The 14,009-nt window shown below is 69.1% G+C and carries 16 protein-coding genes; 7 read left to right on the forward strand and 9 right to left on the reverse strand.

The genetic code is table 11. The features are described from left to right. Positions 1 to 442: 442 nt before the first annotated feature. Genes ACF07S_RS32195 through ACF07S_RS32210 form a run of 4 tightly spaced genes read right to left on the reverse strand, consistent with a single transcriptional unit; the run spans position 443 to position 2,169 of the window. A complete protein-coding gene (locus ACF07S_RS32195) occupies positions 443 to 778 on the reverse strand; it encodes a YnfA family protein (protein ID WP_391975797.1) in 336 nt (111 codons plus the stop codon). 11 nt (positions 779 to 789) lie between these two features. Beyond that, positions 790 to 1,104, reverse strand: coding sequence for a hypothetical protein (locus ACF07S_RS32200; protein WP_391975798.1), 315 nt, complete (start codon positions 1,102 to 1,104; stop codon positions 790 to 792). Then, positions 1,085 to 1,531, reverse strand: coding sequence for a MerR family transcriptional regulator (locus ACF07S_RS32205; protein WP_391975799.1), 447 nt, complete (start codon positions 1,529 to 1,531; stop codon positions 1,085 to 1,087). Before ACF07S_RS32205 ends, ACF07S_RS32200 begins: the two co-directional genes overlap by 20 nt. Continuing rightward, positions 1,528 to 2,169 (reverse strand): hypothetical protein, encoded by a 642-nt coding sequence (locus ACF07S_RS32210; protein WP_391975800.1) that lies wholly within the window; start codon positions 2,167 to 2,169, stop codon positions 1,528 to 1,530. Before ACF07S_RS32210 ends, ACF07S_RS32205 begins: the two co-directional genes overlap by 4 nt. Positions 2,170 to 2,460: 291 nt before the next feature. On the opposite strand from ACF07S_RS32210, the gene ACF07S_RS32215 reads away from it, so the two are divergent. Then, on the forward strand, positions 2,461 to 3,165 hold the full coding sequence (locus ACF07S_RS32215) for a hypothetical protein (protein WP_391975801.1): 705 nt from the start codon (positions 2,461 to 2,463) through the stop codon (positions 3,163 to 3,165). 47 nt (positions 3,166 to 3,212) lie between these two features. Here ACF07S_RS32215 and ACF07S_RS32220 read toward each other — a convergent pair whose 3' ends face one another. Continuing rightward, the gene (locus tag ACF07S_RS32220; RefSeq protein ID WP_391975802.1) at positions 3,213 to 4,268 is read right to left on the reverse strand and encodes a replication-relaxation family protein; all 1,056 of its coding nucleotides are present in this window, start codon (positions 4,266 to 4,268) and stop codon (positions 3,213 to 3,215) included. A gap of 521 nt (positions 4,269 to 4,789) precedes the next feature. Here ACF07S_RS32220 and ACF07S_RS32225 point away from each other — a divergent pair. From ACF07S_RS32225 to ACF07S_RS32235, 3 genes are all read left to right on the forward strand, one after another. Next, a complete protein-coding gene (locus tag ACF07S_RS32225; RefSeq protein WP_391975803.1) occupies positions 4,790 to 5,182 on the forward strand; it encodes a hypothetical protein in 393 nt (130 codons plus the stop codon). Further along, on the forward strand, positions 5,179 to 6,603 hold the full coding sequence (locus ACF07S_RS32230; protein WP_391975804.1) for a caspase family protein: 1,425 nt from the start codon (positions 5,179 to 5,181) through the stop codon (positions 6,601 to 6,603). Before ACF07S_RS32225 ends, ACF07S_RS32230 begins: the two co-directional genes overlap by 4 nt. 298 nt (positions 6,604 to 6,901) lie before the next feature. Continuing rightward, complete coding sequence (locus ACF07S_RS32235; RefSeq protein ID WP_391975805.1) at positions 6,902 to 7,039, forward strand: hypothetical protein; 138 nt, start codon at positions 6,902 to 6,904, stop codon at positions 7,037 to 7,039. Here the strand turns inward: ACF07S_RS32235 and ACF07S_RS32240 are convergent. Continuing rightward, complete coding sequence (locus ACF07S_RS32240; RefSeq protein WP_391975806.1) at positions 7,036 to 7,206, reverse strand: hypothetical protein; 171 nt, start codon at positions 7,204 to 7,206, stop codon at positions 7,036 to 7,038. The two genes, ACF07S_RS32235 and ACF07S_RS32240, sit on opposite strands and share 4 nt — an antisense overlap. A 352-nt stretch (positions 7,207 to 7,558) precedes the next feature. On the opposite strand from ACF07S_RS32240, the gene ACF07S_RS32245 reads away from it, so the two are divergent. The 3 genes from ACF07S_RS32245 to ACF07S_RS32255 all read left to right on the forward strand — a co-directional run bounded on the left by ACF07S_RS32245 (position 7,559) and on the right by ACF07S_RS32255 (position 9,628). Continuing rightward, positions 7,559 to 8,155, forward strand: a complete 597-nt coding sequence (locus ACF07S_RS32245; RefSeq protein WP_391975807.1) for a hypothetical protein — start codon at positions 7,559 to 7,561, stop codon at positions 8,153 to 8,155. Positions 8,156 to 8,267: 112 nt separating this feature from the next. Beyond that, complete coding sequence (locus ACF07S_RS32250; RefSeq protein ID WP_391975808.1) at positions 8,268 to 8,723, forward strand: hypothetical protein; 456 nt, start codon at positions 8,268 to 8,270, stop codon at positions 8,721 to 8,723. 74 nt (positions 8,724 to 8,797) lie between these two features. Further along, positions 8,798 to 9,628, forward strand: coding sequence for a transposase family protein (locus ACF07S_RS32255; protein WP_391975809.1), 831 nt, complete (start codon positions 8,798 to 8,800; stop codon positions 9,626 to 9,628). Between the two features lie 254 nt (positions 9,629 to 9,882). Here the strand turns inward: ACF07S_RS32255 and ACF07S_RS32260 are convergent, their stop codons facing one another. The 3 genes from ACF07S_RS32260 to ACF07S_RS32270 form a co-directional block, all read right to left on the reverse strand. Then, positions 9,883 to 10,659: a hypothetical protein gene (locus tag ACF07S_RS32260; RefSeq protein WP_391975810.1), complete on the reverse strand. Its 777-nt coding sequence runs from the start codon at positions 10,657 to 10,659 to the stop codon at positions 9,883 to 9,885. A 374-nt stretch (positions 10,660 to 11,033) separates the two neighbouring features. After that, positions 11,034 to 11,852 carry a hypothetical protein gene (locus ACF07S_RS32265; protein ID WP_391975811.1) on the reverse strand — a complete coding sequence of 273 codons (819 nt, stop codon included), beginning with the start codon at positions 11,850 to 11,852 and terminating at the stop codon, positions 11,034 to 11,036. A gap of 1,591 nt (positions 11,853 to 13,443) precedes the next feature. Beyond that, complete coding sequence (locus tag ACF07S_RS32270) at positions 13,444 to 13,905, reverse strand: hypothetical protein (protein ID WP_391975812.1); 462 nt, start codon at positions 13,903 to 13,905, stop codon at positions 13,444 to 13,446. Positions 13,906 to 14,009: the final 104 nt, after the last annotated feature.

A 14,009-nucleotide genomic window follows, 5' to 3' on the forward strand; every position in this document is an offset into this window, starting at 1 on the left:
GCCGCCCATCCCTCCCTCCCCCATCCTCAACTCCAGCCAAGGCATGGGCGAAGGGGGTCGCAACGGGGATGTCAGCGGCCCGACCACGCTGTCCGCCCGTGGTGACCTGGGCGAACTCCAGAACGCTGCCAAGGCTCGCGCAACACCTACCGCAACACCCAGTGCAACCTCATGGCGCAACACCTGCTGCAATCTGACGCGGTCCTGTGCTCCTGGGCAGCCGAGGGTCCCCGGGCGTTTCTCATGCGGCCCGCGCTTCTCCCCGGGCGCGAGCCAGCTGCCGCTTATTCGTCATGCGGGACACGCTCCGGGCGCGCTGACCAGCCGTGGTCGGGGATGAGCGCAGCACGGCCGGACCCATGGTCGGGGTTGTGGTCGGCCCGATGTGGTCGGGTAGCCGCTAGTGGGCCACTGAGCGTTAAAGTTGGCCAGCCTCATAGGGTCAGTGGCTGCGGGGTGCGTACATGATCACGGCCATTCCGGCGAGGCAGATCAGGGCGCCGATGACGTCGTAGCGGTCGGGGCGGTAGCCGTCGGCGACCATGCCCCAGGCGATCGACCCAGCGACGAAGATCCCGCCGTACGCAGCAAGAATGCGCCCGAAGTTGCCGTCCGACTGGAAGGTGGCCACCACGCCATAGATGCCGAGGGCGATGACGCCGGCACCGATCCAGATCCAGCCCTTGTGCTCGCGGATGCCCTGCCAGACCAGCCAGGCGCCGCCGATTTCGAAGAGGGCGGCGACGACGAACAGGGCAACGGAACGAGCGACAGTCATGATCGGTGAGCCTAGCGGCGGCCCGTGCTGCTGATCTTCAGCGGGTCGGCGGACGCCTTGCAGCCGCATCCGCTCTCGCCTGCGGCCTTCGGTGTGCAGGAGCAGGAGCGGCGGCGCTGTCCGAGCCACCAGATTCCGGCGGCAGCGGCGGCCAGAAAAACGGCGAGGGCGGGCAGCCAGCCCACCACCGCCCCGGCGCCGGCACCGACGACGCCCGCCGTGATCAGGACGGGCAGCGCGCAGCACGCCACGCAGGCCAGGGCGGCTAGGCCCCCGAGCGTCTTCGGGGCGCGAGCGGGGCCGGGGTCAGCAGCAGGGTCCGGCATGGCGGTTCTCCTCGGCGAGGTCGGTGAAGGGGATGGGGCAGCAGGCGCTGGACGCGCAGACGGTCAGGTTGTCGCAGCCCGCGTCGACGGCGGCGGCCAGGGCGGTGCGGATGGTGGTCAGGTCCGCGATCTTTGCGTCGACCTCGGCGAGCTTGGCCGCAGCTCGGTCCTGGAGCCCCGCCACGGGACGGCCGTGGCGGTGGCGGCCGGCCTCCAGGAGTTCCGCGACCTCGTCGAGGGTGAACCCGAGCCGCTGGGCAGCCTTGATCACTCTCAGCGCAGTGACCGCGTCCTCGCCATAGAGGCGGTGGCCGCCGTTGCTACGTTCCGGCTCGGCGAGCAGGCCGCGCCGCTCGTAGTAGCGCAGGGTCTGGATGTTCACCCCGGCCGCTTCGGCGACCTGCCCGCTGCGCAGGCCCGTACTCACCGCTGCTCCCCGGCGGCGGCCGTCCGGGCTGCCAGGGCGTCCAGGACCGCCTCGTGCGCCTGGTCCACCGCAATGTCCAGACGGACCAGGTCCTGGCCGGGGGTGGTGGTGAAGGTGAAGAACGAGCAGCAGCCGCTCTCGCGCTCCACCAGGTCCCGCACCCGGTCTTCCACACCCTCTCCGCCGGCCAAGCCAAGGCACAGACGGAGCGGCTGGGGCTGGGACAGGGAGGTCAGCCGCTCGGAGAACAGCGCATCCCACTCCGCGACCCGCAGGGGCCGCTCCTTCGTGGGCAACGTGCAGGACTGCGGCACCCACGCCAGGTCGTTCATCGCACTCACTCCCGTCATCACGCCCCCTGGGCGGGGACACCACCGACGGTAAACCTGTACCTGAGTACCGGATGCAACTCGTGAGCACGCGACCGGGCATTCGTGCCGGGCGAGCTTGGCCGCGGCAACGAGCAGGATCACGGCAAGCGCGGGGATGAGCACCAGGTCCGAGAACACACCGAGAAGCAGCCCGCCCAGCACGGCACTGGCGATCGAGCCTGCGGCCATGACCAGGGTGAAGCGGCGGTTGGCACCGAGCACCGCGAAGCTGCCGTCACGGCTGTAGCAGGCGAAGGCCACCAGCATGGTCGGCAGTGGCACCAGCAGGGAGAGACCCCCGCGGTCTTGATGTCCACCGCGAACAGCAGCACGATCGTCGGGATCAGCAGCTCTCCCTCGGCCACGCCCATGATCGCAGCGACCACGCCGATACCGAAGCTGGCTGACAACGACCGCTTCCACAACGGGGACCCGACAGCCAGATGGGCTGGGCGGGTGAATGACGGGCCTGTGGCGCACCCGCCCTGCCGGGCAGCCGGTTGTGGGGTCAGCGGACCGATCGGCCCGTGCACGGGGCCACGTCTGCGAGGCCACATCATGGGACGTCACAAGCAGCACAAGCCACGCCGCCCACGGGGCGAGAGCGGCCAGCCGACCACGGAATGGTTCGGCACCGCGTTCCACTCCACCGAGGGGATGCAGCACCTGGATGTCCGCCGGTCCGGCAACGGCATCCTGATCACCTCCTCCCCTGCCGAGATCGACGGCGTTCCGGCCTCCTGGCCGCTGCGCCTGCGCAACGACGTCGACGGCGGGCTGAACAAGGTGGGCGCGGCCCTCGCAGCCGGGCGCGGCCACGTCTTCGGCGGGACCGAGGGGCCCGGACACAGGACCGCTCTGGCGTTCATACCCGACCACCCCGAGGAAGGCGTCGGCACGCTGGCCCGGGTCCGCACCTCCGTGGACCCGGACGGCGACGTCGTCTTCGAGCGGAGCGCGGAACGGCCAATGGGGCTGTGGGCCGAAGCCGGGGAGAACCTCCTGCGGATCGTTCCGCTGCTCGGTCCGGACGCGCCGCCGGCGGACGAACTTGAGGACTGCCTGCTGTGCCCCGGCTGCTACCGGCCCGTCTACGAGAGCTCTTCCTCCCACACCCTGATCGGTGCCGGTCCGATGCCAATGGTCGGGCTGTGCAGGCTGTGCGCCGAAGGCACCACGCTTCGCTCGCTGCGCCAGGCCAACGTTCCCGTCGACCCGCAGCAGCGTGCCGTCCTGGAGACAGTGGCCGCCGCCATGGCGTAGCCGGGCCACGGGCAAGCCACCGTTGCGGGGCGGCTTGCCCGACCCTGTCAGCGGCCTGCCGGTTCGGGGTATCGCTCACGGCGCCGGTCCGGGTCATCGACGCCGATCTCGTACCAGGGCTCGCCGCGCTGGAGCCGGGGCAGGGTATTCACCCAGACCGCGACGGCGATGCCCTTCACGTCGTCGGCGAGCGCCTGGAAGCGGTTGTCGAGCAGGTGCTCCTCCTTGCCTGCCAGGACGACGTGCAGCCGCGGGAAGGTCTGGGAGCGGGTGTAGCGGTGGCGCTGCCAGAACGGGAACGTGCCGCCGATCGTGCCGCGGGCTCTTTCCCAGACGCGGTGCCCGGCGTAGCGCTCGTAGTCCCAGACCTCACATGCGAGGCGGGCCTGGGACATGGTGCCGTTGTCGAGCTCGAGGAGGCGCACCTCGCTGGTCTTGGTCGGCAGCGCGAGGACGGCGTCAGTGTTGAAGCTGAGGCCGGTCTCCTTGATGGCGTGGTGGACCTCTACCTGCCAGTCGGTCAGGTGCTTGCGGCCTCCGTAGGCGAGGATCATGTCCGTCACCGCGACGCCGTGCGGACCGAACCCGGCTCGAACGGCCTTCGCTCCGGTGCCGGCCTGCGGGCGGGCAGGCAGCTCGTTGCCGTCGGCCAGAGCCTTCTGCCCTGCCGGGGTCAGGTTCCAGATCGGGTGCCGTCCGTCTTTGCCGTTCGTCTCCGCCAGCCCGAGCTCCGCCAGCTTGTTCATCGCCCTGCGCACGTACGACCGGCCGTCGGCATCCTCCGCCGTGATCACCTGAGCCATCTGCCGCACCGTGGCTATCCGCACGCACCCCAACATCCGCAGCGCATAGGCACGCACCTTCGCCGCGGGTGTGGACTTCTTCCCCTTCGTCGAAGTCTCAGGGGAAGGGAGAGAGGTGTCAGCGTGCCGGGAGACCCCTTGTCGGGCGGTGTGAGCTGCGGTGATGGGCACGACGTTGGAATCGTTCGCGGCACCGTTCACGGTACTGGATTCCTGGCCGCCCGGCGGGCGTTCAGCACCCCTTGTCCAGGTCGGGCGCGGCTCCGGTTCGGGCTGCCGGGCGCTGGTGGTGTACGTCATGACAAGGCTCCTCACGCAGGTGACGCGGGGGTCCGGATGGAAGTCCCCCGTCACCTGGTAGAGGTGTGGCGAAAGTCGACGGTGTGACACTCCACTGAGTGCCGTTACCGAGCCGTGATCATCCGGCGGACGCCGCTGTCGTCTGACGCTGAACCTGGACCGATTGCCAGTGAAGTTGGACAACCACTCATTCCTGCCATTGATCTTGGACCGAGAGGGCTGGGGGCAGGATGGGGGTACCGGCTCGTGCGTACGGCGACGCCGCGTTATCGGCAAGCGGCAGAACTCACCCAGGGCTGACCCAGTTCCACCGGTCCAACTTCGGTGACAAACGGTCTGCGATGTCCCGTCTCTACCGATCTGACCCTAGCCTCAGCCGACCTGGCCCCATCTTTCCGCAGCGGACCAGATCGATTGAGATGCACAGATCAATACCACGGGGAACGTCAAGTGTGACGGTTGCGGGTGAATATGACCAGGGGCCACCCCCAACTGCGCGACTGGCTGATAGAAAGACGGACATGCATGTGACTGAGCACGCATCCTCGCGTGAACTGAGGTTATGGGCATCTGGCTCGGCCAGCGACGACGACCTGCGTGCGCTGCATGCGTGGCTTGCCCACGAGGATGAACTGCGCGGGCGGGTGGAACTGCGTGCTCACTCCCCGGCCGAAGGCGACATGGGCGGCGCTGTGGAGCTCCTTGCCGTGGCACTTGGCTCCGGTGGGGCGTGTGCGGTCCTCGCACAGTCCGTGTGCACCTGGCTGAGCCAACGCCAGCCCGACATCACCGTCACCGTCAAGGCAGCCGACGGCCGGGAGGTCACCATCGATGTTCGCCGGGCCGAGGACCCGATGGCCGTGGTACGCGAAGTGGAACGCCTCATTGGCTCCACACGGGCCGATGATCGGTGAGCGACGCATGGTTTCCGGACGGCGCCCGGAGCAGGATCCTCCTCATCGGCACAGCCGGTTATCGCCACCGTAAGAACTTGCGCCCGATCCCCGCTGTCCACAACAACCTTCTTGATCTGCGGAAGACCTTCACGGACCCGGACCACGGGATTCTGGCCGGACAGCCAGAGCATTGCACTGTCCTGGGAGCTGACGGCACGGCCGTCGACCAGGAGACCATCGGCAAGGCACTGTCCACAGCGAGCGACCAGGCCGAGGACCTGCTGCTGGTCTACTACGCCGGCCATGGCCTCCTCGACGACGACGGCCTTCTCTACCTGACGCTCAAGCACACAGACCCGAAGCAGCTCGAGTTCACCGCCGTAGACCTGAATCTCCTCAAGCGTCGGCTCGCCAGAGCAAAGGCACGAGCCCGGGTACTGATCCTCGATTGCTGCTTCTCCGGGCGGGCGATCGAAGCCATGGGACCCTTGCCCAGCCTGGTCTCCGGCCAACTTCCCGCCAGCGGCACCTACACCCTCACGTCAACGAGCGCGACCAGACCCTCGCACGCGCCGCCGAAGGATCGCAACACGGCTTTCACCGGGGCCCTGCTGGGGGCGCTTGGTGAGCCGGAGCCGATGCGTCTGGACGAGATCTACCAGCACGTGAAGCACCAGCTGGACGATCGCGGCCTCACGGCTCCGCAATGCCGGGCCGTCGGCGACACCGGACGAATAGCCCTGGCACGAGGCGCCATCCCCGTGCCGCCACCCCAGATACGCCCGCCTCGGCATCGGCGGCCAGCAACGCTGCTGTGGGTGTCGGGAGCTGTAGGCACCGCCGTGACAGCGGCAGCCATCGGGATACCGATCGCTCAACAAGCGGCGGGCGAAGCGCACGAGAAGAAGTCGACCCCGACCGCCAAACCGACACAAAGCACTACCGCACCAACCTCCACGGTGCCCAGTACGAGCACGCCCACTTTCCGCCAAAGTTCTCCCGGCGGTCCATCGGCCTCCGACTCCCAGCAGCTCGAAGTCGCCGTACGCAAGACGAAGCACACCGCCGACGGCACCGTCACGATCGGCGTGACCAGCGCGGTCGGCCAAATCAACGACGCCAGCGGCACCACCATCTTCGGCAACGGGGGTGAGACGGGTGGCGGTGGCTCCGTGACCGCCGACGGGGCTCCCGGGAGCAGCACCGTCGGATTCGCCGACTTCTACATCGAAACCCCCGTGCGGACCTGCAAGGCTCGGGGAGTGGCCATCGGCGAGTCCACGGTTGTGGCCGAGTCCTCGGCCGCGTCTGGCAAGTGGGCCAGGATCACGGTCGTTGCGGTGGAGGATGCCATCTCCGACCCCGGCAACACGGCCGTGACCTTCCAGGTGACCCGAGGGAAAGGCGCTGTTCCCAAAGACACCGCCACTTGCGCGTGAATGTCAACGGCTTTCTTCGGCAGCGAGAGTTGACGTCTGGCATAGGGCGGCGCAGCACCATGATCGCCCCCACTACCCGCAGCTCCACCGGCTCCTGCTGCGGTATCGCAGGCTCGGCCGACTCCTGCCCGGACAACTCCGCGGCGGCGCGCCCTCTGATGGACAAGGGGCAACGCAGGCGCCGGCCGGGCGAGTCCGCTCACCGTCGGTGCGCGGAATCTATCCACAGGCATCCGCTCTGAAGATCGCTTATGAGGCCGCCGCGATCGGCGCGGCGCCCCGTACGTGAGGAGCCATCATGCCCGCCACCAACATGCCGCTCGCCCCGATGACCCCGGACGCGGCCATCAGCGCTTTCAGCTACCTCCGGGCCGTCCAGGCCGACGACGTCGAAGCCGCCCGCGAGTTCGCCAGCGGCGAGCCGCAGATGCCCTAGCTGCTCGTCGACGTCGTCGAACGGATCGTCGTCCCCGTCACCGCGCTGCCCGGCCCGGAGGCGGGCGAGCCGTGCGCGGACACCTTCGCCCTGGAGGCCCTCGGACGCGTCTTCGTCACCTCGCTGCGGACCTGGGCACAGGCCGGGCCGGACACGGCGGAAGGCATCGCCCGCTCCGTCATCGACTTCGCCGCGCAGTTCCTCAGCGAGGACCACGAGGACGTCGCCGACACCCTGCGCCAGCTGGAGGCCGTCGGCGTGGGCCAGGCCCTCGATGCGCACCCCACACCGGCCGGTGCGCACCCGGCACGCCTCACTGTCGTGTAGTGCGCGCGCCGCGCGGTAGCGGTGCGCACCACTGAGCCTCCGCCAACTTGAAGTCGCAGGTCAAAGGGCTGGTGTGAACGGTTCTCGGAGTGCTCGTGCTGGTCGCAGGCGTGAGTCCGCGCGGTAGATCGTCCGTCTGGTTTCGGCGGAGGCGGCTGCGGGGCAATCAGCGCGTTTCAGTACGGTTCCTCCATGGAGGATCAGCGTTTTCAGGATGGGGTCAGTGTCCAACTGGGCAGCGGGCAGGCTGTCGTGCCTGACGCCACCATGGTCGAGCGGACCGCGCCGAAGGTGACCGTGTTTGCGTGTGCTGCCTGCGGCGCTGTGCTGACGGAGCCGCTGGAGCGTCTGCCAGCGGTGCCCGAGGCTCCCGATTACGCGTGGTGGGAGGCGGAGGAAATGGGGCCACCGCCGGCCACTGTGCCGTCGGGCTTCTACGCGATCGAGACGGAGCCGTACGGCCCGCCTCTCGTCGTTGCCGAGGTGCCCGACCCGGTGATGCCACGGCACGGGACTCGCTACGCCATCGACGGGCAGCCGCTGGTCTCGAAGGGGCCACGAGGCAATATCGTCATGAACCCGGATGACTGCCGCGGGCTGACGACAAGGCACGCCTCCGCTGCATGCTGCGGGGCGACTCCCGATGGGGGACTAAACCAGGTCTGCGCCTGCGGGACGCTGGTCGCGACCCTCTGCTCTGACTGCTGCCTGCCATATGAGCTGCACCTCTCACCCGACCACGTGCGGGCCGTGTCATCCCCGCGACCCGGCTCCAACCTGACTGAGTGAGCCTACGCGCGGCGACTTGGGTCAGAACCACACCTCGCCAACGAGGCATCCGTCAGCGGCTGGGTTGCCGATTCTCGCTCCCGTGGGCGGATGGCCCTCTACGATCCGGTCCATGCTGGATCCCGAGCTACTGGAACGGATCACCGCGCGGCGCGCGGAACTGGACGAACTCGAAGAACTGCTGGCCAAGCAGCTGGCGGAGGTGCGAACCGAGCGGGACGAACTCGCCGTCGCCGAGCGAGTCCTGGAACGGGTGAGCGAACAGCTCGCCGGCGAACGTGCCTCGGCTGCGCCGATGCCCGGGAAAGTGGGTGGGCAGGCGGTAATGCTGATCCCGCACCGCACGTCGGGCGTGGAGGAGGCGACGCTCCCGCCGGACTATCAGCGCATCCTCGCCGCGGTGCGACAGGCCGCCGGGCCGGTCATGGCCCGCGAGGTCGGCGAGGTAGTGGGGGTGGACATCAGCGTGAAGGCCAAGCTGGAACCGCTACGCAGCAAGCTGGTCAGACTCGTCGATCGCGGCTGGCTGCGGAAACTGCCCGACGGCCGGTTCACCACCCGTCTGTGACCAGCAAACCGCCACTCGGAGCGGCTTGGAACGGGCGTAACCGGGGTGCCCTCGACGGGCGTTGGAATTGTGTGATGAATTCCAGAAGGCGCGCCGAGGACACCTGCCCGCTTGTCTACCAGTGCCGTCTGCCGCTGTCCACGCGCACCGTCAACCACCTCGCCGACCTGCTGCGACGCCATCTGAAGGCGATCCGGTCACGGTGGCGGATCCTGCCGCCGGGGAAGATCGCGGTAATCGTCCTGGCCGTACTGCGCCACGACCAGCGCCTGGCCGACATGGCTGGCGGCAGCGGCGTGTCCGAGACCACCGTCCGCCGCTGGCGCGACGAGCTGATCGGACTACTCGCCGCCCATGCGCCGCGCCTTGACCGAGCCCTGAAGAAGGTCGCCAAGAAGGGCGGGGAGGTGGTCCTGATCGACGGCACCCTCATTCGCACCCAGCGCCGTACCGGAAGAGCCGATCGCCGGAATTACTCCGGCAAGCACCGTAGCTATGGCCTGCACTTCCTCGCCCTGACCGACGAGAAGGGCTGCCTGATCTGGATATCCGCCGCCCGGCCCGGCCGCACCCACGACAACACCGCCGCCCGCCACGACCACATCCTGGCCCACCTGCGCGCCGCCGGCCTCGGGGCGCTGGCCGACCTCGGCTTCCGCGGACTGGACAACGACATCCTCGACCCCGTGATCGTCACCGGCTACATCGCCACTCGTACCCACAAGCTCACTCGCGGCGAGAAGGAGGCCAACCGAGTCCTCGCCGTCGGACGTGCACCGGTCGAGTACGGCTTCGCCCACCTCAAGAACTGGCGGATCCTCACCAAGCTCCGCACCGACCCCGCCCGCGTCACCCGCCTCCTGCGCGCTCTGCTCGTCCTGACGAACCTCGAGATCAACCGCTGACGGACGATCTACTGATCAGACAGTCGCCCGTGACCAGCGTGGGCACCCCAAGAACCGTTCACACCAGCCCTTTGACCTGCGACTTCAAGTTGGCGAAGGCTCAATCGATGGCACTCATGTCACCAACCCGGCCAAGAGGATGCGTGCCCGCCCGGCCGTTTGAGTACAACCTGAGCTGGCCGAGCTCACCCGGTACAGCGCCCCCAGCTCACCGTCGGCTGACCCGTGGCGAAGACGTACTGTCTTCCGGCAGGTCAGCGCCTCCAACTCGCATCGCTCACCGCTCTGTCGGCCCAGTCCGAAATGGAGTCGTCCAAGTCGCGCTGGTGGTGCTTGCCGAGCTTCGCGTACAGCGCGTCGAACACGTCGCTGTCCATGCCTTCCTGGTGCTCGGCCAGCCAGTTGCCCAGCGCGTACTGCTCACCGTCGTCCAGGTCCCCGCTCATCAGCGCCATCTCTGGAGTCCACAGCCCTGAGCACCGCGCCACCTGTACGACGTCCATGGCCAGCTGGAGTGGCGACGGCTTCCACCCGGACGCCTCCTGGACGAAGCCGCCGACGTCCTCCCGGTCCTCGCGCCACGCCCGGTCCAGCACGGGCAGCCGCAGCCAGTTCAAGCGCTCCCCGGAAACGGCATGCATCGGGAACGAGTAGTGGGTCAGGAAGTCGTCCTGTTCTTCGTCCACCTGGGACTGGCGCGGCAGATGACGCGGGTCGCGGGTGTAGGGCGCCCCCTCGAACACCCCGCTGCCGGGCGTCGGCGAGACCACCCGCCAGGAGATGTGCACCTCGCCCGGCCGGAACGCCTCCGGCCACCGCTCGTGATAGTGGTTGGCGTCCTTTGCCCAGTAGCGCCATAGGACGTCCGCCAGCTGCCCCTCCGCCGAGGGGTCTTCACAGATCGGCTCGGCGCCCCCAACGAGCCAGGACAGCGCCAGCTCCTCGGTGTGGACGTACCCGTTCTTGGACCGGAAGATCCACCGCGTGCCCGGAGGGTACGGCTGCACGCCCGCAGTAGTCGTGTTGCTCATATCCAAGAGTCTTCCAACCGCGGCCCGTCCGCGTAGGAGTTCAGCCAAGCTCACCCGGCGGGCACCAGTTCCTCGGGCGCGCCCTGCATGGAGGCCCACATGCGATGCGCGGCTCGACGTCCGCGAGGTCGTCGCCCCCTCTCTTTCCTGGCCGGGACGTCCGGCGCCGGTCCTGGGCCGTGCCGTCGGGCCGACGTTTGCACCGCGTGCCCCCGACGGGAGTATGGGTACGCAGCCGCCCGTCGGCCGTGTCCGGAACGGATCCGCCCAGGCATCCCCCGGCAGCGTCCCGACCTGCACTTCCTCACCGGCGTCAGCCGAGCTGGACGGTGCGGGCGCAGAGGCGGCGGAACAGCGCGGTAGGGGGTGCGTTGTCAGACAGTGCCGGCCAGGGTCTGCTGGACCAGCAGCGCAAGGTGCTGGGGATGAGGGCATGTCTGTGTCATGGACAGTTCCCTCCCGGTGAGAGGGTGGCCGCTGGGTGTGGTGTCGGCCAGGGGCATGACGTACCAGGTGCCGTCCGAGCGGTGGAAGTCCCACACGATGCCGTCGTGGTCGGTCAGTTCGATGTGGCAGCCACAGCCGTCTTCGTAGTCCTGGGCTGCACAGACATCTTCGGCGGGCGGCCGACATGCGGGGATGAGTTTGGCGTCGTCCAGCAGGGCTGCCAGCTGGCTGTACGTCTCGTGGGTGCTGCCGGGCAACGGCCCGGTGTAAGCAGTCGTGGCCAGGATGTCCACGGCCTCGTCGCAGTCGCGCGCGTCGATGGCGCCGAAGGCTTCCTGTCCTGCCCCGCCGAGGACGCGCTGGGCGGTGCAAAGGCGCTTGGCTTCCCCTGTCCCGTCGTAGTCGGGGACGGTGGCCTCCCCACGCTCGGCCATGACGTCCAGGTGGTCGCTCAGCTTCTCCAGCGCCGCGCCCGCCGCAGCGATCTGGGCGAAGAGAGCGGAGGCCGTCACGGCGGCCTGCTGCGGCGTGTACAGGGCCCATTCGTCGTCTAGGGCGGCAGCAAGCCCTTCAGCCGCTTCGGCTCCCACGATTGCCAGAGCGATGGTCTGCCCCGGATCATCGGGCCCGGGCTCGGTGATCAGGCGTAGTCCGTCGCACACGTCGTTGATCAAGCCCCGGTCGTCCGGCTCCTGGTAGCGCCGCCACAACGGTTCCTGTTCCTGTTGCGGTGCTGGCTGTGTCACGTCGCGACCCGCCCTTCTGTCTTCGGCCCTTGCTGGCACCCTCTTCAACGAGTCGGGGCGAGGTGGGTAACCCCGAGCAGTTCCCGACCGCCGAGCGCAAGGCCCGCCTGGGCACCGACATGGCGCGCGCCTGGTGGGGCCTAGCCCCGGCCCGAACAAACCGCCCACGCCCTGCTGCTCTGGAGACGACAGGACGGCCCGCCCTGCCCCGACCTCATCCGGCTCCTGACCGACAGGCCCTGCGGACTGGGCTGGGAGGGTCGAGAACAAGGTGTGCACCTGCCTGTGCGATGACAGCCACGCCTCGCTCGGATGCACCGTCGACTTCCGCGACCCGGCCACCGGACGGCCGGTGTGGTACTCCAACCTGAAATGGGGCCGAACCCTCGACAACCGCACGCGGGACCCGGTTGAGCGGCGCCGCGTAGCGGGAGGACGGCAGCCCAGGGCTAGGACGCGGGGTCTCCTCATACGCCGCACCCCGAGCATATATATCGCGTACCAGTTGCGCACAGGAGGCGTGCCTATCGTCCGCCATAGGGCGTGCGCGGGCCGGGCGGCGTGCGCCTGACCGGCGCGCGCTCAGCGTGCCTGGCCCGGGCGTGGTAGCGCTCCTGCAGCTGGCGCAGCATGGTGCGGCAGTGCTCGGCCAGGGGCCGGTGCTGGTCCTCGTCGATGACCAGAGCGACGGTGTGGATGCCGTCGGCTCCCGGTATCGCGGCGCGGGGCTGGGAGGCGCGCAGGTTGGGCCAGTAGCGGCCGTGCGCGAACCCGGAGGCCGCCGCCCGCCAGGCGGCGCCACCTCGACCGCGGCGAGGCCTGCGACGGGGGCGGCGGCGAGGAGGATCTGGTGGGTCCTGGGCGCGGTGAGCGGGGCCAGAGCGAGGTGGTCGGCGATGGCGCGGATCTCTGCCCGGCGCTGCGCTCCGCTCAGGCCGCCGCCGGTGGGGAGGTGGCCGGTGTCCTGTTCGTGCTGGTGACGGTTGCGCATGTCCTCGTCCCACAGCGACAGTGCGCGGCGCCGTCGTTCGGCCCGTCCGGTGCCGTCCAGGAGCCACAGGCCGGTGGCGAAGTTCTCCAGGGCCCCGCGCAGCAGGGTCCAGGGGCTGGTGGGGTCGATCTCGCCGGCCGCTGTCAGACGGCGTAGCGCGTCGGCGTGGGCCAGGCCTGCGGTGTAGGAGGCGCGGATCAGGTGAGCGGCCGCGTAGGCGCCAAGTGGTGCGTCGTCGGTGGCCAGGCTGCTGGCCGGGGCGGGAGCGGGCAGCTGCCGGTAGGCGCCGTCTGTGCGGGCTTGCTCGACCTCGCCGGAGAGGGGCAGGAGGTAGGCGCCGTTGAAGTCGCGCGTGCTCATGACCGGCCACGGTAGAAGCCTGAGGGCAGGAGGGGTAGCGGATTTGTGTGCTGCCCCCGTCGGGAAGTATCGGCATCTGGGTCTGGGCTGGCTCCCGGTGTCTCCCGGTGGGCTGGGTCGTCCACGCCGGTCCGTCGGCACGGCCACCAGCCCGCCCCCGCTGCGGGCCTGTCCCTCTCCGCACGGGGCCGCTCTGCCCTGGGCCTGCGTTGCTCCGGGGCAGAGCGGGTGCGGGAGGGGCTATGGGGTGGTGTCCTTGGCGGTGACGCGATCGTCGAGGTGGATGACGGCCGCCGGCCCGTCCGCGCCATTGGAGGGGATGACGTTGTCCAGGGCCTGGGAGATCGCGGCGCCGACCCGGCGTCCGATCGAGCGGTCCAGTTCGGTCCAAGGGCTGCGCAGAGTGTTCGGCTGAATGTTGCGGCACCAGCTGAGCACGGCGGCAAGGGTGGTACCGGACAGCGGCACCGTGACCATCGCGTCGTCCTCGGCGGTGACCTCGTCCTGCGCCGGGGGCCGGAACGCGCTGCCCTGCCCTCGTTCGTGCCCGGCGATGACCGTCTCGCTGTCCTTGGGGACGTTTTCCAGCAGGTAGGCCCAGGTGTTGCGGTGGCAGCGGATGCGTGCCACCCCCAGGCCTGCGGCCTTGGCCATGTCACCGCGGAAACTGTCGTAGCTCGCGGGCCAGTCGCTGTAAGGCACTTCCTTGCCTACTGAGGTTGAACTCGTGGAGTCGTAGGGGCTGACGGCTGGTCGCCCGTGCGGTATCACCGGGACATGCGGTATCCACAAGGGGGCGGGCTGAC

The sequence above is a fragment of the Streptomyces sp. NPDC016640 genome, assembly GCF_043076215.1.
Taxonomy (GTDB): domain Bacteria; phylum Actinomycetota; class Actinomycetes; order Streptomycetales; family Streptomycetaceae; genus Streptomyces.